Source organism: Aliiglaciecola sp. SL4 (genome assembly GCF_041538045.1).
Classification (GTDB): Bacteria; Pseudomonadota; Gammaproteobacteria; order Enterobacterales; family Alteromonadaceae; genus Aliiglaciecola.
This window is the reverse complement of sequence record NZ_JBGOSE010000007.1, coordinates 43,901-63,942: the sequence shown is the minus strand read 5'-3', so window position 1 is coordinate 63,942 and position 20,042 is coordinate 43,901. Positions and strand designations below refer to the sequence as shown.

At 41.4% G+C, this 20,042-nt stretch carries 12 protein-coding genes; 6 read left to right on the top strand and 6 right to left on the bottom strand.

The window, feature by feature from the left end; all coding sequences use genetic code 11:
• Positions 1-29: 29 nt before the first annotated feature.
• The 5 genes from AB6T38_RS11820 (at position 30) to AB6T38_RS11800 (ending at position 6,294) form a co-directional block, all read left to right on the top strand.
• Entirely contained in the window at positions 30-1,190 is a 1,161-nt protein-coding gene (locus AB6T38_RS11820; RefSeq protein ID WP_372547511.1) for an HDOD domain-containing protein, read from the top strand.
• A gap of 457 nt (positions 1,191-1,647) precedes the next feature.
• The gene (locus AB6T38_RS11815) at positions 1,648-2,853 is read left to right on the top strand and encodes an aspartate aminotransferase family protein (protein WP_372547510.1); all 1,206 of its coding nucleotides are present in this window, start codon (positions 1,648-1,650) and stop codon (positions 2,851-2,853) included.
• Between the two features lie 34 nt (positions 2,854-2,887).
• Complete coding sequence (gene astA, locus AB6T38_RS11810; protein ID WP_372547509.1) at positions 2,888-3,919, top strand: arginine N-succinyltransferase; 1,032 nt, start codon at positions 2,888-2,890, stop codon at positions 3,917-3,919.
• 23 nt (positions 3,920-3,942) lie between these two features.
• A complete protein-coding gene (astD, locus tag AB6T38_RS11805; RefSeq protein ID WP_372547508.1) occupies positions 3,943-5,415 on the top strand; it encodes a succinylglutamate-semialdehyde dehydrogenase in 1,473 nt (490 codons plus the stop codon).
• Positions 5,416-5,481: 66 nt separating this feature from the next.
• Positions 5,482-6,294, top strand: a complete 813-nt coding sequence (locus AB6T38_RS11800) for a DUF1338 domain-containing protein (RefSeq protein WP_372547507.1) — start codon at positions 5,482-5,484, stop codon at positions 6,292-6,294.
• A gap of 50 nt (positions 6,295-6,344) precedes the next feature.
• Here AB6T38_RS11800 and AB6T38_RS11795 read toward each other — a convergent pair whose 3' ends face one another.
• From AB6T38_RS11795 to AB6T38_RS11780, 4 genes are all read right to left on the bottom strand, one after another.
• Entirely contained in the window at positions 6,345-8,306 is a 1,962-nt protein-coding gene (locus AB6T38_RS11795) for an ATP-dependent DNA helicase RecQ (RefSeq protein ID WP_372547506.1), read from the bottom strand.
• A gap of 156 nt (positions 8,307-8,462) precedes the next feature.
• Positions 8,463-8,900 (bottom strand): hypothetical protein, encoded by a 438-nt coding sequence (locus tag AB6T38_RS11790; protein ID WP_372547505.1) that lies wholly within the window; start codon positions 8,898-8,900, stop codon positions 8,463-8,465.
• 18 nt (positions 8,901-8,918) lie between these two features.
• Entirely contained in the window at positions 8,919-11,225 is a 2,307-nt protein-coding gene (gene parC / locus AB6T38_RS11785) for a DNA topoisomerase IV subunit A (protein WP_372547504.1), read from the bottom strand.
• A 151-nt stretch (positions 11,226-11,376) separates the two neighbouring features.
• A complete protein-coding gene (locus tag AB6T38_RS11780; RefSeq protein WP_372547503.1) occupies positions 11,377-12,498 on the bottom strand; it encodes a sorbosone dehydrogenase family protein in 1,122 nt (373 codons plus the stop codon).
• Positions 12,499-12,806: 308 nt separating this feature from the next.
• Between AB6T38_RS11780 and AB6T38_RS11775 the strand changes: the two genes are divergently transcribed.
• The gene (locus AB6T38_RS11775; RefSeq protein WP_372547502.1) at positions 12,807-15,869 is read left to right on the top strand and encodes a 7TM diverse intracellular signaling domain-containing protein; all 3,063 of its coding nucleotides are present in this window, start codon (positions 12,807-12,809) and stop codon (positions 15,867-15,869) included.
• Positions 15,870-15,877: 8 nt separating this feature from the next.
• Here AB6T38_RS11775 and AB6T38_RS11770 read toward each other — a convergent pair whose 3' ends face one another.
• Together AB6T38_RS11770 and AB6T38_RS11765 are read right to left on the bottom strand one after the other, a co-directional pair.
• Positions 15,878-16,615, bottom strand: a complete 738-nt coding sequence (locus tag AB6T38_RS11770) for a DUF2982 domain-containing protein (RefSeq protein WP_372547501.1) — start codon at positions 16,613-16,615, stop codon at positions 15,878-15,880.
• Between the two features lie 263 nt (positions 16,616-16,878).
• Entirely contained in the window at positions 16,879-20,040 is a 3,162-nt protein-coding gene (locus AB6T38_RS11765; protein WP_372547666.1) for an efflux RND transporter permease subunit, read from the bottom strand.
• Positions 20,041-20,042 lie beyond the last annotated feature (2 nt).

Genomic DNA, 20,042 nt, shown 5'->3' with positions numbered 1-20,042 from the left:
ATAATATTCAAAGGCACTAAGAAAAATCAATGAGCGAACTTTTAGCACTGAAAAACGAAATCAATTTACGCTTTGATTACTTAACCATAAGTCTACAGTTAGCTCAACAGCACATGGGGTTAATTAGTGAATCAAATGCTGTTGAATTAGTCGCTAAAAAAGAGACTAAACGCACTTTGTTAGAAGTTGAAAAACAGGCTAGGTATGACAAAGAACTAAATAGACTCACTCATTCAAACTATGTACAACATATCCAAAACAAGATCCACAATGAGGTGATTAAGCGCATAGAGGCTCAACTTGAAGACACACAAAAGCTTTTTAACGAAGCTTTAGGCTTCGACCAAAACCTCCCGACTTTACTTGATGCTCTGGCCACTAGAGCGACCTCAATTAGTAAAATTGAACCTATAGCTGCAGGTATGCCATGGCTTTATGATGAACTGATAAGGCTCATCAACAGCCCCAAATATCGTAGAGTCGACTCAAATGGTAAAGTAGTAGTGGTTGAAAGTTTAAAAACGGCATTAAGTTATTTAGGTGTGGAAAACATCAAAATGCTGATTCCCTCTATTGCATATAGACGTTGTTTGCCGCAAATTACCGACCCATTCCCTAAAATCAAAGTACAACTCATGGATGCCTCCATAGGCACTGCGATGTCATGTAAAAAGTTAGCTCAAGTCAATAAATTAGATAGTTATAATGCTTTTTTATTAGGGCTATTTCATGATTTTGGAAAGATTGTAATAGTGCGTTTATTTTTCAAATTTTTTGATCAAGTGCACAGAGAAGCCCTAGTCGAAGCCCAGAATGAAGGTAAACCTGATGAACATTTTGCGTTAGGAGAAGTAGTACTTTCTGAAACGTTTCTGTTAGAGGCGATAAAGAAGTATGGGTACATTTTAAGTACTGAGCTGCTATCGCAAATGCCCTTCAAACGACTCGCTTTTGTGGAAGCAATGCAAGAATTTGCGAGTAACAAAGAAATAGCTGACATGTCACCTATGGGGAAAGTACTGGTTCAGGGTGAAGCTTACAATCGATACCGGACACTTAAAGCGAATAAATTGATTTCGTTAGAGGAAGCAAAAGTGTATTTACGCCAATTTTATCTTCCTAAAGGGGCATTGGCTGAATTGAAGCTGACCAACTTACGAGATTTTGACATCATTTTGGATGATAAATAAGCAACTTTGGGTTCCTAATTTAATTCTACCCGAAATTGTTAAATTTTTTTTTACATAATCATGCACACGATTTTATTTCTAGAATAAACGTCCTTGATAGTGTCACTCTGTAAAGATAAGCAAACCTAATTTCATTGTTAGCATAATTTAATTAAATTGCTAAGCCTCAAAAGCAGCCATCCATAGACTTTTTGCCACATTAACAGCCCTGCAAGGCGTAGCACACTTTCAACAAGCTAGAGAGGTTTCCTTAGCATAAATAGTTATTCACTATTCCTGCAAAATTAGCCGCACGCCTTTAAATTTAAGGGTTTTCGGCGTTTCACCTAGAGACAGATTGATTTAAATCTGACACAATGCGCAGTCCAAATTGGTCGTTAGGCAAGATTATTTGATTGCCAATACAGTATAAATCACGAGTGAAAATATACGTCCAGAATTTTAAGTGAGGTAAAGAATGCAAGTAACACGCGCAACGTTTGACGAAGTTATGGTTCCTAATTACAACCCAGCAGCAATAGTTCCTGTTAAAGGCCAGGGATCACGAGTATGGGATCAGGAAGGAAAAGAGTACATAGACTTTGCCGGTGGTATCGCTGTGAACGTATTAGGTCATTGCCATCCTGATTTGGTAGCAACCTTGAAAGAACAAGGTGAGAAGTTGTGGCACCTAAGCAACGTATTTACCAATGAGCCAGCTCTGCGTTTAGGTAAAAAGTTAACTCATGCGACCTTCGCAGATAAAGTTTACTTTGCAAACTCAGGCGCAGAAGCCAATGAAGCAGCACTTAAATTAGCTCGACGGTATGCACTAGAGCATTTCGGCGAAGAAAAAAATCAAATCATCGCATTTAACCAAGGTTTTCACGGACGGACATTTTTCACCGTAACTGTGGGTGGCCAATCAGCCTATTCCGATGGTTTTGGTCCGAAGCCTGGCGCCGTTCAGCACGTAGACTTCAATAATCTTGATGCCCTTAAAGACATTATTTCAGACAAAACTTGTGCAGTAATTATGGAACCTCTTCAAGGCGAAGGTGGCGTAATCAGCTCAAGCCAAGAGTTTGCAAAAGGTGTACGAGCATTATGTTCTGAACACAATGCATTACTTATTTTTGATGAAGTACAGTCAGGAGTAGGACGCACAGGCAATTTATACGCTTATATGGGTCTTAATGTCATTCCTGACATCCTTACCACAGCAAAAGCCCTAGGCGGTGGTTTCCCAATCGGAGCCATGTTAACAACCAGCGAAATAGCTGCGAGTTTAAAAGTAGGAACCCACGGTAGTACTTATGGTGGTAACCCATTGGCATGTGCCGTTGCCGAAAAAGTGTTGGATATTGTTAATACGCCAGCGGTTTTGCAGGACGTTAAGCGTAAAGAACAATTATTCCGTAATGGTCTAGAAAAAATTAATCAAAAATTCAACGTGTTTAGCGAAATACGTGGCGAGGGCTTATTGATAGGTTGCGCTTTGACTGAACAATATCAGGGCAAAGCAAGAGACTTCCTAGTTGCTTCTGCTGCAAACAATATGATGTGTTTAGTTGCCGGTGCTAATGTTGTGCGTTTTGCTCCTTCTTTGGTGATACCTGATGAAGATATTGCAGAGGGTCTAGCTCGGTTTGAGCGCGCCATTGAGCATGTTGTAAATAGCTAAGCTAAGACGCAAACAGTAAAGTGAGTACACCATTATGAAAGTGATCCGTCCTATTGCGTTAAGTGATTATGATGAGTTGTACAATATTGCAGTTGAATCAGGCATTGGTTTTACATCATTGCCTGTTAACGAAGCTTTATTACGACGTAAAATAGAACAATCTGAAATTGCTTTTAAGGAGCAGGTTGATAAGCCAGCCAATCAAAGCTATTTATTTGTTATGGAAGATACTGACAGTCATGAGGTTGTTGGTACTAGTGGTATTGCAGCAACAGTGGGGTTAGAAGACTCTTTCTATCACTACCATTGTGGCAAAGTGGTACATGCCTCTCGCGAGCTTAAAATTCATAATACTGTGGACATTTTGACCTTATGTAACGATTACACGGGCGTGTCTGAAATATGTACGTTGTTCCTTAAAGAAAATGCGCGACAAGGTAGCAATGGTCGTTTACTTTCTAAGTTTCGATTTTTGTTTATGTTGGAACATCAGACACGATTTTCGGAAACTGTGATTGCTGAAATGCGTGGCGTGAGTGACGAAAACGGGACCTCTCCCTTTTGGCAGTGGCTTGAAGAGCATTTCTTTTCAATGGACTTTCCTACAGCGGACTATTTAACCGGCATAGGCGATAAAGTGTTTATTGCAGAATTGATGCCTAAATACCCCATTTACGTCAGTTTACTAAGTAAAGCGGCCCAAGCTGTTATTGGTCAAGTACATGAAAAAACGCGACCAGCGCTACAGCTTTTACAACAAGAAGGGTTTATCAGTCGTGGATATGTAGATATTTTTGACGGTGGCCCAACTGTAGAAGCGAATCTTCAACACATACGAACAGCCCAAGCCAGTCGTAAGCTGCCAATTAAGATTGATCAGCAAAAAGGGGCCGAAGGTGTGTTGTGTTATGTGATTAATACCCAAGTAAAAAACTTCAGAGCCGTATCCACCGAAGTCTATGTGGATAAAGAGCAAAACGTTGCCTATATCTCTGCGCAAAGCGCGGCAGCACTTTTGGTCAGCGAGAACGATCCAATTCGCTTTGCACCAACCAAAATAATTTAATAACCCAGCCATAGGAATTAAGTATGACGACACAAGCCCACTATATTGCAGGTGAGTGGCACCTAGGTGAAGGTCACGATATTCAATCAATTGATCCCGCTAAAAACACCATTATTTGGCAAGCCAAATCGGCTTCATCCAAACAAATAGATACAGCTATAAAAGCTGCTAGAAAGGCGTTTTTAAGTTGGAGTGATTTACCACTTGAGAAGCGCTTAGACATAGTTAAACGCTATGCAGAACTTCTTACTGAAAACAAGCAAGACTTAGCGTTAACCATCGCCCAAGAAACCGGAAAACCCTTATGGGAAACGGCCACAGAAGTGGGCGCCATGGTAGGCAAAATAGCAATATCGGAGCGAGCCTATCATGACCGCACCGGTACAGTTGAAAACTCAATGCCGGTAGGTAAAGCCTTTATTCGCCATAAACCCCATGGTGTGGTAGCTGTTTTTGGCCCCTATAATTTCCCAGGTCACCTACCCAATGGTCATATTGTTCCTGCACTTATTGCCGGTAACACCATCGTATTCAAACCCAGTGACTTGACGCCATTAGTGGCTCAGAAAATGGTCAAACTTTGGCAGCAAGCAGGGTTACCGTCTGGGGTGTTGAATTTAGTCCAAGGTGAAGTGGAAACCGGTAAAGCCCTTGCCAGTCACGCTGAAATTGATGGACTGTTTTTCACCGGTAGTTCTCGAACTGGCAAAATTTTACATGAACAATTTGCAGGGCATCCAGGCAAAATATTAGCTTTGGAAATGGGTGGTAACAACCCTCTTATCGTAAAAGATGCCCAAGATATTGATGCGGTTGTCCACGATATTGTGCAATCGGCATTTGTTACCTCTGGGCAACGTTGCACCTGTGCTCGTCGTTTGTTTATTCAAACAGGTGAACAAGGTGATGCTATTTTAGCAAAACTCATAGCCGTTACGAAAAACATCAAAGTCGACCATTACGATGCTGAAGTACAACCTTTCATGGGCGCGATGATCTCTGCTAATGCAGCAGCGGCTATGGTGAATGCACAGCAACAACTGCTTGATTTAGGTGCCTCTGAGTTGGTTAGGCTAACTCACACGGATACTGCCACAGGTTTCGTCACACCGGGTATTCTCGATGTAACCACAATTCACAACGACATGCCCGATGAAGAGCATTTTGGACCGCTGTTGAAGGTCATTCGATATGACGATTTCGACAACGCAATTAAAGCTGCGAATAACACTAAGTTTGGTTTAAGTGCCGGGTTTATTGGTGATAGTGAAGAAGATTACCAACACTTTTTCAAGCGCATTCGTGCTGGAATAGTCAATTGGAATCGACCTATAACCGGAGCAAGCAGTGCCGCTCCCTTCGGCGGTATTGGTGAAAGTGGTAACCATCGAGCCAGTGCTTATTACGCTGCCGATTATTGTGCATTCCCAGTTGCATCTGTGGAATTAGAGCAAGTTACCTTGCCAGCAACCTTAAGCCCCGGCTTAACCCTTTAATATTATTCATCGCCTGTAAACGTTAATTTTGCAGGCTCTTTTACTTAATTGAGGTAAGCGGCAACTATGCATACTGACATTGACACTTTGTTTGCAAATCTGTGGCAAGACTATTTAAACATTACACCTTCTGCGCAAAAAGTGCATGAATTGCTCGGCCAATACAATGGACAATCAGAGTTAGTAAATGACCATGTGGCATTTCGTACTTTCGACATAGACAGGGTCAATTTAGACAAGCTGGCAGCGCATTTTTTAGCCCTAGGTTATGTGGAAAAAGGCCAATATGACTTTGTGCAAAAAAAGCTCAAAGCAAAACATTTTGAACACCCAGAAAGTACTCAACCCAAAGTATTCATCAGTGAACTACTGGTCAACGAATTCGACAAACCGGTACAAACCATCATTCGTAACATGGTGAATCAGGTTGCAGAAGATGCTGTAACACAAGACAACTTTTTGTATTCAGGTCCCCATTGGCAAGTTTCCAGCGCAGACTATGAAACACTGTTAGAAGTTTCAGAATATGCTGCTTGGATGGCAGCATGGGGCTATCGAGCTAACCATTTCACTGTCTCTGTGAATCACCTACAAGACTTAGCTACATTAAGTGAAGTGAACGAGTTATTAAAACAAACTGGTTTTACACTTAACACCTCTGGTGGCGAAATTAAAGGTGGTCCCGAGGTTTACCTCGCGCAATCCTCGACAATGGCGGATCATATTGCAGTGAAGTTTGCAGATACCAGTAAGGTCATTCCTAGCTGTTTCTATGAATTCGCGCAAAGATACGAATTGCCCAATGGTGAGCTATATCAAGGTTTTGTGGCCGCATCAGCGGATAAGATCTTCGAGAGTACTAACGCCAAAAAATCCTAACAAGGTATTTAAAATCGATATATCTTAAGTCATTATAAAGATAGTAAGCGCTAACAAATAGCATCGACTAATGACAATAACTGTTGATAGCGAATTGACTGACAAAGGCCAAAACCATTGAGGTTTCTGGCCTTTATTTTTGTCAAATAAGGATTCGTCAGGCCCGCCAAAAAACGTGTAAACAATACGTTAGATACAGGTTCATTGAACTTGGCTGTATAGACATAAGACAGCTCAGCATATAGGTTTCGAAGTTGCTGCTCATCAGGTAGCGCAGCATCCACCACCTCAGGCAGATCAATACCACCAGCAAGACAAACACTACAATGTCCACAAGCATGGCTTAAGCTGGTATCATCAAAATAGCTAGCTAATGTTTGGCTAAGGCACTGTTTGTTTTGAAAGAAGTCCACCAGTTCAGCAATGCGTTTAATTTCAGCGACTTCCCGCTGTTTAAAATAAGCATATAATGACTCAATTAAATCACTAGCCGCTAACCTTTCCTCATCCACACTAAACACATCGGTATGACGTTGGCTTTGTAACTCAATGAGTTCTTGACCATGCAAATAGTCCAACGCGCTTACCAAACGGTTACGGGGATGCGGGTAAGCTCTTTGTAGCCCTTCTTGATCCAGCGTTGCCCACACTTTTTTCAAGGGGCTAGCAGCAAATACGGCCTCTAAGAATTGTCGTCTTTCACCATTAAAGCGCGCTAATATTGCCGAAGTATCTTGATTAAAACGAAAGCGAATTTCTGAAAAATACCCAAACAATGGGGTAATGACTTGTCGCAATTCCAATTGTACCAACAAGGTTTTGAGGGGTAATTGACGAACATTAGTTTCGTTAGATAAGGGGATTAACTGAGTTTCCCACCGAGTTTCTGGGTTGGAAGAAACACTGGAAAGATCTTTAATATTTTGGATAACTTTGGCAATACTCGCTAGCTCTGGTGTATCGGCATACACAAAGTTCTCCAGACGAGTCAAGTTATTCAAATTGGCTAAAGTAATGCATTCTGAGGCTAGACCATCTCTCCCTGCCCGGCCAATCTCTTGGCTATAGGCTTCTATTGATTTGGGTAATTCATAATGAATAACAAAGCGTATATTGGACTTGTCTACGCCCATGCCAAAGGCAATAGTGGCCACCACTATATCAACCTCATCAGCCATAAATTGTAGCTGGGTGGATAGCCGTTGTTGGTCTTTTAAACCAGCATGATAAGGTACGGCATTGTGACCTTGCTGTCGTAATAATGATGCCAATTCTTCAGCTTCTTTTTGCAAAGTAACATACACAATTCCGGCACCATCAAGATGGCTAAGTTGCTCCACTAATATTTCAGCTTTTTGCTCTTCTGGCGCATGTAAAACATTTAAGTTTAAGTTTTCTCGGTAAAATCCGGTTTGCACAATATGCTGGGGTTGAATTGCGAACTTCTTCGCCATGTCTTCCTTAACCTTTGCCGTGGCGGTGGCGGTGAGCAAAAGCACCTGTGGTATATTCAATGCTTTTTGGTAAGCGGGTAACTTTAAATAGTCGGGTCGAAAGTTATGCCCCCACTCTGAGATACAATGGGCTTCGTCTATCACCAATAAAGACACATCTACTGATTCAATAAACTGCCGAAACCGTTCATTTTTAAAGCGCTCCACAGACACCATTAATATCTTTAACACGCCACTACGGGCATCTTCCATCACCTGCTGGTTTTGTGCATAACTTAAGGTTGAATCGACTTTTGCAGCTGGAATATTGCGCGCCAGTAAAAAATCCAATTGATCTTGCATCAAAGCCAGTAATGGTGACACTACCAAGGTTAAGTGTGGTAAATGCAATGCACTAAATTGATAACACAAAGACTTTCCTGAGCCAGTTGGGAATATGGCCAAGCAAGAGTGTTGTTGCAATATAGTCTCAATCACAGGAAGTTGACCATGCCTAAAATCATCAAAACCAAAGTGTTGCTTGAGCGACGAGGCTAAGTGCTGTTTCAATTGAGACATCCTAGTAGTTTATAAGTTGTTTTGTCGTTTTTGATGGCGTTACATCTCATAGGCGAATGAGAGCTTAATTTGATATTAGGAGTGGCGACAAAGAAATGCAATTTGCGGTCAAAAATCTGTACTTGTGACAGAAAATCAACCGCACCAATGAAAGGGTTATACAATCCAACCTTTGACAATCGCTTTACTGGATAACCAAATTAAGAAGGCAGAAACCAGCAGTATCATAATGGGCATAACTGCAGCGCCAGGCCCATAAACGTCTAAGGCGTTTGATATAAAAAAGGAGTGGGCCATTTGCACCAATACGCCAATAAACGATAACCAAAAAATGATTCTTGCGAAGGACTTCTTAACCAACAAAGCAAGGCACCCCAAGGTTCCACCAAACACAGCAAAGGCAAATGCCAAAAGCACCCAGAAAGGTTGCTCTAAATACAAACGCTGCTCTTCAGGTGGCATCAAGTTTATATGCTCGGGGCTCATTGTTACTTGCTGAATAAAAGCCATTACACCTAACAAATTCCAAAGTAACAATATGCTAGCAACAATCCAAAACCATTTCGGGGCGGGATTCATTTGCGGTTCTTGCATGTCTGTCTCCTTTTCACCTTAACTGTTATCTTCAGCTCCGAGATTTTCTGACTCGGATTCAGCGGCTGAAGCGTCAAATTCAACTTCAACATTATCTACCCTTTGTAATCCACGAGGAAGTTTATTTCCTCTCCTACCTCTTTCACCTTGATAGTGAACTAGGTCAGCGGAAGTTAGCGTCATACTGCGTTTACCGGCAATAATTTTTACGCTCGCACCATCTGGTACTACGGTCAGAACAGTGACATATTCTTCTCTGGTTTTTGCTTTAGCAGAAGGAATATTAATAATTTTGTTGCCTTTACCTTTGCCTAAGCTAGGTAGATCACGCAACGGAAACATTAACATTCGACCTTCATTGGATATGGCCATACACCAATCAGTTTCTATATTAGACACTGTTTGCGGCTTAATTACTTTTGCACCTACAGGTAACGAAATATAGGCCTTACCCGCTTTATTTTTGCTAACCATATCAGCAAATTTACCGACAAAACCATATCCGGCGTCGGATGAAATTAAGTATCTCTGGTCATCAGAAGCCATTATTACATGCTGGAAGGTTTCTCCGCCGACAACACTGAAGCGTCCGGTGAGGGGCTCTCCTTGGCTTCGTGCTGAAGGTAAGGTGTGAGCATCACAGGCAAAGGTACGCCCTGAACTATCTAAGAACACAGCTTGCTGATTGCTGCGCCCTTTGGCGCTGGCAAGGTAAACATCTCCAGCTTTATAACTTAAGCCTTCGACATCCACATCATGACCTTTTGCACAGCGTGCCCATCCCTTGTCAGATAACACAACGGTTACTGCTTCAGATGGAACTAGCTCTTTATCAGACAGCGCTTTTGCTTCTTCTCGCTGCACTAATGGTGAGCGTCTATCATCGCCGTACTTTTCAGCATCAGCGAGGATTTCTTTCTTAATTAGTGTTTTAAGACGACGATCTGAGCCTAATAATAATTGTAGTTCATCACGCTCTTTAGCCAGCTCTTCTTGTTCAGATTTAATTTTGAATTCTTCAAGTTTCGCCAAATGACGTAACTTAAGCTCTAAAATGGCTTCGGCTTGTTTATCAGATAAGTTAAAGGTTTTAATTAGCTGTTGTTTAGGCTCATCTTCATAACGAATAATACGAATGACTTCATCAATATTTAAAAAGGCAATCAATAAACCTTCTAAAATATGTAATCTAGCCAGAACCTTATCGAGACGATATTGCAAACGTCTAACCACAGTATCTTTGCGGAAAACTAACCATTCACTTAAAATAGTGCGTAAATCTTTGACCTGTGGACGTCCATCCAAGCCAATCATATTGATGTTAACGCGGTAATTTTTTTCGAGATCTGTAGTGGCAAATAAGTGTTGCATTAACTGCTCAACATCCACACGATTTGAGCGCGGTGTGATAACTAAGCGTGTAGGGTTTTCGTGATCAGACTCGTCCCGTAAATCACTCACCATAGGCAGCTTTTTCGCCTGCATTTGATTCGCAATTTGTTCGAGAATTTTTCCACCTGAGGCTTGATGAGGCAATGCGGTAATAACGATATCACCACTTTCATCATGGTAAACTGCACGCATTTTTATGGAGCCACGCCCAGTTTCGTAAAGCTTAGCGATATCTTCTCTAGGCGTGATAATTTCAGCTTCTGTAGGATAATCAGGTGCTTGAATATGGGCCAAAACATCCTGCAATTCAGCTTTACTATTATCTAGCAAGAGCGCACAAGCATTTGCCACCTCTCGTACATTATGAGGAGGAATATCAGTGGCCATACCCACGGCAATGCCGGTAACACCATTGAGTAAAATATGCGGAAGACGAGCAGGCAATACCTTAGGTTCATCCATAGTGCCATCAAAGTTAGGTTGCCAATCAACCGTCCCTTGACCGAGTTCACTAAGTAATACTTCACTGAATTTGGATAAGCGTGATTCCGTATAACGCATAGCAGCAAAGGATTTTGGATCATCGGGAGCCCCCCAATTTCCTTGTCCATCGACTAGCGGATAACGATAGGAAAAAGGCTGCGCCATTAATACCATAGCTTCATAACATGCAGAGTCACCATGAGGGTGAAATTTACCTAACACATCCCCTACGGTTCTTGCTGACTTTTTATACTTAGCAGAAGCACTCAAGCCTAATTCAGACATGGCATAGACAATTCGTCGTTGCACCGGCTTTAGGCCATCACCAATGTGAGGCAAAGCGCGATCCATGATGACGTACATTGAATAATTTAAATATGCATCTTCGGTAAAACGACTCAGTGCGAGTTGCTCTGAGCCATCTTTATTGATAATTGTATCTTCACTCATAGTATATTTGTGCGGGCCATTTTCAATGCGACCAGAATAAACACACTATTCATGGTCGGTATTTTTTATTATTTTTCACTGCCCTTTCGGGCAACTTTATCACTGAATAACAGAGTAGCTTATGTGATGTTCAAAAGCTCATTTAAACTGTCTACTTTTGATAGGTTACCTTATAAATCACATTAGCGAAATCATCGGATATCAACATACTACCATCAGGTAAAGTTAAAAAAGCAACGGGACGTCCCCAAACTGTATCATCCGAATTTAGAAATCCTTCAATAAAAGTCTCATAAGAACCAATTTCAGCGCCATCAAAATTTGCTCGCATAACCCGATAACCGGATTTTTCAGACCGATTCCAAGAGCCATGTTCGGCGACAAATAGTGACTTATTATAAGTGGCAGGGAAGTGTTTACCTTGATAAAAGTGCACACCTAATGGCGCAACATGCGCACCAAGTTTAAGTTCAGGTTTAGTGTAATCATCAGGGTTTTTACCACTACCAAATTCTGGATCAATAATATCTCCACCGTGAATATAAGGATAACCAAAATGCTGATTATCAGCAGTGACACGGTTAATCTCACAAGGTGGAATATCATCTCCCATCCAATCTCGCCCGTTGTCACTAAACCACAACTCCTTGCTGTCAGGCTGCCAATCGAAACCCACGGTATTTCTAACACCTTTAGCGACCCACTTCATTTCGCCAGTGACTAGGTCAAACTTTAAAATACTGGCAAATCTGGGATCGTCAAATTTATCGTCGCCCACTGTTTGGCAAATATTACAAGGCGCGCCTACCGGCACATACAACCAACCATCAGGGCCAAAATCGATATACTTCCAACCATGATGCGTTTCTGTGGGCAAACCACTAATCACAACTTCTGCTTTCGGTGAATTAGCATACACATCATCGATATTTTCGAATTTCAGAACTTCGCTTACGGCTGCTACATAAAGATCACCGTCTTTATATGCAATACCCGTAGGCATAGTTAAGTTTTCAGCAACCACGACAACTTTATCAGCCTTGCCATCTTTGTCAGTGTCCACCACGGCATGCACTTTACCTTCTCCGCGACTGCCCACATAAATAATACCGCTCTGCCCCATAGCCATCTGCCGAGCATTGGTTACATCTTCAGCGTACACCTCAATTTTAAATCCATCGGGCAAGATCAGTTTCTCTAGTGGTAACGTGTGTCCCAAATTGGAATACAAAACAGTAAAAAGCAGCGTGAACACGCCTAGTATATATTTCATCTAAAAATCCTTATGTGGTGTAATCTGATCAGCACCTTAACTATACGCATTTTTCTTTGTTTTTAATCGAACTATTTAGACTAATACGATGAACACGAAGATAACCTAGATACTTTACTTCTTTTGCCCTCGAACTTTATCCTTCAGTCAATCTAAAAATAGCCGCTAAATAAACAAACTCACAATTTTAAAATTGAAAAACCCGATGCCAAAGGGTTTAATGATATTTGTACTTTTCAAATACTTGGAAAAAATAACTCATCATGCACTCGCTAAAAAGCTTACTGTTAGGGCTATTCCTAATTTTTATGGCATTACCAGCCTTAGCACAGTCAACTTTGCAGCTAATTAATACTGATGAAACCACTCACCTGTCTGACAAAGTCAAAATTTTAGCGGAAAGCGATATTCAACTAACCATCGACGAAGTTCGTGAACGAAAAGATGAGTTTTCTTGGCATTCTTCCACTAACCCCAATTATGGAATGCATACAAGCGGTGTATGGTTACGCACTAGTTTAAACCGAATAAGCGACTTAGATGAGTGGGTAATTGATATCGGATTCGCTCACATGGACCGCGCCGATTTCTATTTATTTGATGGTGACAAACTAATTGCCTCGAATAAACAAGGCAAGCTATCGAGTGAGCAATTTAGTCGTTTTCCTGCTTTTAAGGTGAAACTGCCTTTAGCTAAAAAAGTCGATCTTTACGTTCGGATTGAATCTCAAAATATGCAAGTTATAGCTCCGTTAGATATTCAACCTTATGAAAGATATATGCGAATGGTTTTCTGGGATAACCTAATTTGGGGGTTGTTCTATGGTGGTTTAATCATTTTAGCGTTATACAACCTCGTCCTATATTTGATTAACAAAGAGTACAGTTTATTAGCCTTTGTGGGCTATATTGCAGCTGTCATTACTTGGCAATTTGTGTGGGGAGGTCATTCAGTTTTATTATTGCCTTTTGAGGCAACTTTGTGGTTAACCAGTCATACAGATTTGATTTTCGTTTTTGTGGGTATCGCATCTGGCGTCTTTACATACACGTTTTTAGAAGCGAAGAGAACTGCTTATAAAACCGCTCCCTTTATTAAAATTAATATTGGAATGCTAATTACAATGGGGTTTTGCTCGTTAATTAGTTTATTTCCAGCGGCATGGCAAAATGCCATTGTTTATCTAGTTACCTTATTTGCAATCTTTAGTTTTTTATTCGCAGGATTTGAAAGTTATAAAAACAAGTTTATTGCCGCACGATATTTTATAGCAGCATGGCTAATACTATTTATAAGTGCGCTAGTGAGTATGACGAGTATTACTGGAATACTGCCAACTAATATCTTCACAACCTATTGCTTGCACGTAGGTTTATTTGTCCAAGCCGGTTTATTTTCCATAGCGATGATGGATAAAAGCCATAATCAGTTAGAACGTGAGATCCAACAAGCCACCAATGATTTGCGCAATAATATGGAATTTATTGAAGAGCAAAATGCCCGTTTAGATATCGCCAGAAAAGATGCAATTAACGCAAGTACCATAAAATCTCAGTTTTTGGCCAATATGAGCCATGAGATCCGCACCCCACTGAATGCTATTTTAGGTTTTAGTAAAGAGCTTATTCATACCCCCTTGCCTGTTGATAAGCAAGAACATTTGCGCATCATAAACTCTGCAGCAGATACCTTGCTAAATATCGTCAACGATGTGTTGGATGTTTCGAAAATAGAGGCGGGGAAATTGGAGTTGCACAATCAACCATTTTGCCCCAATGATATGCTCGAAGAGATGGTGAGTGTGATGGCTAGGTCTGCACACAATAAGAAGTTGGAATTTATCTATGAATTAACGCCATTGCCACAAAAGCTAGTAGGCGATGCCCAACGAATTAAACAGATCTTAACTAACTTGCTTGGCAATGCATTGAAATTTACTCCTAGTGGTCACATTAGCCTGTTGGTTAAAGGTAAAATGCTTCCTCACAATATGTACGAACTTAACTTTAATATTAAGGACACTGGGATAGGCATCAGCCAAGACGATCGTAAAAAACTATTTAACGCATTTTCACAACTAGAAGACTCCACCAGCCGAACCTATCAAGGTACTGGTTTAGGCTTGATGATTTGTCAGCAACTAGTGCATTTGATGGGAGGTAAAATCACCTTAACCAGCGAACCGGGAAAAGGCAGTTGTTTTAGCGTCACTATTAGCATAAACATTCTGAATAAATCTGATGAATTTGCACGTAGAATTGGCTGGGGAAAGAAAAAAGTTCTACTGCTAGAAACCGACGAATTGACGACTCAGTCAGCAGCCAAGATGCTTGAAAACACAGGCGCGCAAGTATCAGTTACCAAAAATATTGGTGAGTTTATTGCCGCCCAAAAAGACTGGGATACACTATTTGCGTGCCTCCCAGAAGGATATTTAAGCAGCCACACTGATATTCTGCACCAGTTAACCAAAAGTGAAATGAGTAACCTTGTTATACTCTACTCTGGAGAAGGAATTTCTTTTGGTGAGCGACAAAACATAACCAAACCCACCGAACTACGTTTACCTTTAACACTGAGTAAATTAGTTAGTCTGAATGAATCTTCCAGCGAGTCAAATCAAAGTCAATTGGTACAAAACTTACTTGAGTTACCTAAAATTAAAATTCTTGCTGTTGATGATATGGACATGAATTTACGTTTACTGAGAACTTGGTTAAACCCTTCACATTTAGAATTAAGTCTCGCCAATAGTGGTGAGGAGGCAGTTAGTTTATGTAATGAGGAAGAGTTTGATATTATTTTGATGGATGTTCAAATGCCAGTTATGGATGGTTTGCAGGCTTCTCGCTTAATCCGCAAAACCCAATTAAATGTAGGCACCCCAATAATCGCGGTAACGGCACATGCGCTAAAAGACGAGCAAGAAAGGTTATTGGCTTCAGGTATGGATGATTACTTGCCTAAACCAATAGATTTAGAAGATTTAATCGAACTGATCAAACGTTGGTGTAACACTGATAACACTTCAACGGAATATTCTGCAGTGGATTGGACAATGGCTTTAAAAATAGCAAACCAAAACGAAGCTGCTGCTAAGGATATGTTAAACGCGTTTGTTAAAGAACTGCCTGAACTCGTCACGCAAATAGAAAGCGCATGGAAACTGACGGACAAACAAAACCTGAAACAACTTATACACAAACTACATGGTGCTTGCTTGTATACCGGTGTACCTATGCTTTTAGATTTATGCGACGAACTAGAAACCGCAATAAAATTAGATGAAATGAGTATTGTAAAACTGCGACTACCAACTTTAATTGAAGAGGCTCAAAACGTAATTGAGCATAGTGAAGCTTTCGTTTAAGGCAATGCTTAATCAATTGGGGGACGATTCACACTTTCCAAACACTCCCGCAGCAAACCAACAAACTCATCACTACTGCGATCGAGCTCGCTCACTGAGATAAAGATATCAAATCCCAAGCCAGCTCTAAGTTTACTCATTCGATTAGCTAACATGGCAGGTATACCTTTGATGGTTTTCCCCTCAGAGGTTTTATAAGTATCATTTTCAATTAACGTATTGCTATAACAACCACCACCGACACATTGGTTATTTTGTAGAAGCAATGGACGTTGTTCTAATAGCAGGTTGGTAGCCAAGCGAGGTGAAATACTTTTTAACAAAGGTTCATATTGCTTAATTTTAATTCCCACCATACCTAAGTGTATTTGCTCAACACCCTGACTAACTTTCGGCACATCGACACGTTGGATATTAGACCATTCTAACGTCCACTTTCCGTGACGATGATGATATAAAATATGAGTTTTAGTGAGTTCAATGCTATGCACTGGTTCGCGCACCTTGAACCATCCGATAAGCATAGTGACAATGGATGCGCTAAGGGCAAGCACACCAATTAAATAAAGGGAGTTAGGCAGATATGCCAATAACATAATTGCTAAAAACAAGGCTGCGACACCACACAAAAAAGTGGTTAAGCCATTTCGTTTGGCAACCCCTTTTATTTTAATACTGTACTGCTCACCTTCGACGTTTCCATCGAGTTTCGCTTTCTGTTGCTCAGCTTGTTCATTGCCAGACATAAAAATACACTACCATCATAATAACGCCCCAGAGCACAATCAGTCTAAAACGCTGGCAAAACGCACAATCGGTACTAAATAATTGTTTCATCAATTTTCGCATTCGTTGTTGCCATTAGGTTAGCTGTGGTGGGTGAGAATACCTCAGTTTAGACCAATTAGAAGCGGCAATAAACACGCTTCCCTGAGCTTATTATATACTCGAATGCGATAAAAAGGTTCAACTAACTAGCATGCGCAAATAAGTAGACTCAATTGTATGCTTAACTTACCAACACAGCCTCATGGGATGAAGCCTTCTTACCTCTGCGAATAGCCAAACGGCCCACCACTATGGGAGTATAAATCAAAGATAAGATAACCGAAAAACCAACGCCTCCGGCCAGTACAACTGCCAAAGGTGGCCAAAAGGTTCCTTCACTGAAAATAAGAAGCGGAATAAAGCCCCCCACAGTAGTAAAAGTTGTGGATAAAATATGTCGGCTACAGCTCATAGTCTCTTTTACAATAGCCTCAATATCCCCAAACTTTGCTGCTGGGTTAGCATTAATTGAAGCGATCACCACAATAGAACCATTAATTGCCACACCGATTAACCCAGCGCTACCTAATAATGGGTTAAAACCAATAGGTAAACCAGATAACCACAAACTAAACATCCCTAAACCAACCGATAATACCGCCACTGAAGCAATCAATGCTGCCAGTTTGACACTTCTAAAAGTGAGTATAAGAGTGGTTATCATCAATACCAGTAACACCGGAGCATAAGCAGCTAGCAGCCCTAACGCTTCTTGTTGCTCATCGGCATCACCAGCAATACGAATTCGATAACCTTTAGGTAATTCAAAGCCCGATTCGGCCAGTTTTACTTCCAATAATTTACTCGCATCAACGGCGGGAGCGTTGGGCATTAAATAGCCTTCAACAATATTCACTCTTTCGCCATTTTTTCGAGTGATACCTGCGATGCTAGAGGTAAACCTAAACTCACCCAAAGCTGACGCCGGAACCCAGCGCTGTTGGTTAGTCAATGAGTTGGTTAATAGTGGAATGGCATTTAATTTTTCAAGATTGTTGCGTTGAGACTCGGGCAGTCTAATTCGAATCGGAATTTCTTCGGTGCCTTCTAATACTGAACCACCTATTTGCCCATCCAGTGAAGCTTGCAGTTGGCTGGCAATTTCATTCAATGACAATCCAGCTAATGCTGACTCATTGCGGGTCACATCAAAAATAAACTCTGGCTCACCTAAGGTAATAGTAGCCACACTATTGGTAACCCCCGGTATTTGTGACATCACCAAACGTACTTGTTGTCCCAATTCCTCGATAATCGCTAAATCCGGACCATAAATTTCCACACCTATAGGTGCAGCAATGGGCGGTCCTTGTCCAAATGCTTTTACCACTACCCGCGCTTGTGGAAAGCTTTGATCCAGACTTAATTGCAATTCTGAGATAAGCGCTGCTGCGGTTGACACGGATTCAGTGGTCACTACCGCTTGAGCAAAATGCGCCGTATTATCCCGTTTCATTACCTGGTTGTAATAAATCGACGGTGTGGAAGCTCCCACCAACCACGTTACTTGATTAACACCATCGTGTGAACGTATGTGTTCATCCATTTGCATCGCCACTGTCTTGGTACTTTGTAGTGAACTGCCTTCAGGCAACCACATTTGGATTTCAAACTGATCGCGGTCGGCACTGGGGAAAAAGACATTACCTAATTGCCCAGCCAGAACAAAGCCAGCAATGGGCAAAGCTGTCGTCACTAAAAGTAAAAAAAACGGTCGCTGAATGGCTCGACTAATACTGCGTTTATACCAATCTGTCAGGCCCTTAAATTGGATGCCACCTTGATACCAGTGCTGAACCGTTATTTCAGTATCTGGGCGCGGTAAAAAGCGGGCCGCCAATGAAGCTATAACTGTAAGGGAAATGAGTAGCGAACCGATTAACGCCATCACCACACTAATGGCAATGGAACTAATGAAATCACCAATGTTACCTGGCAACAGAAAGATCGGCATAAACCCTAAAATAGTGGTTAAGGTTGACGCTAAAAGGGGACTAAATAAGTGATGTACGCTTTTTACTAATGCATCCAAACGGGAGTTTTGACGATCCAGCAAGTTAGCTCGAATTTCATCGGTTATCACAATAGCGTTATCAATTAACAAACCAATTGCGATAATAATTCCGAAAATCGACATTTGGTGAATTTGTTCATTGAAAAGATTTAGCGAAAAGAGCGTAAACGCGGCACTCAGAGGTAATGAAATCCCAACAATCCAAGCGGAACGAAAGCCCATAAAGAGAAATACTACGACCATCACCACTAAACACCCCATCAACAAGTTTTGGGTAAGATCAACCAATCTTGATTCGGTGTATTGGTTTTGTTCGAAGATAATATCCGCGGCCACGCTACCTTGATAGAGTGAATTGAAGTCTTCTAGCGCTTTTTTACTATTGGCTGTCCAGTTGTCGACACGCACAGTTGATTGCATTCGCGCCGCCACAAACACCTTTTGCTGCCCATTCACTAAGGCAATATCGTTGGGCGGATTTTGTGAACCTCGGTAGACTTTAGCCACATCCTGTACCCGCAAAAACTGACCATTAGTCGACACCGACAACGGAATATTGCGGATCACATCTAAGCTGGTTAACTCCTGAGCAACTTGAATACGAATATTTTGACTATTAGTACGTACCACACCTGCAGGCAATTTAGGGTCGGCATTGGCAATTAATTGGCTGACTTGGGGTACCGTTAAACCCACGCTGGAAAGTTTATGGGGGTCAACTTCAACTACGATTTCTTCGTCTAATTCCCCGTATATTCTGACCAACTCAGTACCTGGAACATTTCTAAGCCGGTCAGCAACTTCATCACTCATACGACTTAAAATAGACATGGGGGTTTGATACCCCTCAGGGGAGCCCAGTGCAACTAACAGAGTAAACGATGTAGCACCGCGCTTTTCATCTAATTCAGGCTCTCCAGCTCCAGCGGGAAATAACTGACTGGCATCGGCAATACTGTCACGAATTTTTGAAAAAATTTGCTCGTTATTGCTGTTATCGACCCAAGCTTGAAGTTCAATACTGATAACCGATATACCTGCCCGAGAGGTAGAATTAATCTCTTTAATTTCAAATAATTGCCGTAGTTCATCTTCAAGAACATCACTGATTAGCGCTTCAACCCGCTCGGCAGACGCCCCTGGATAAGGCGTAATAACCAGTACATTACGGGTATCAATTCGCGGGTCTTCAAGTCTAGGTAGTGAAGAAATCGCTGAAATACCTGCCACTAATAAAATGATGATAGTTAGGGCTAGTAAGTGACCATTGCTAAAAAATTGGGTGTACCAAGGCCCGCTAGCTGTGTTGTGTGCTGGTTGCTTATCCATCA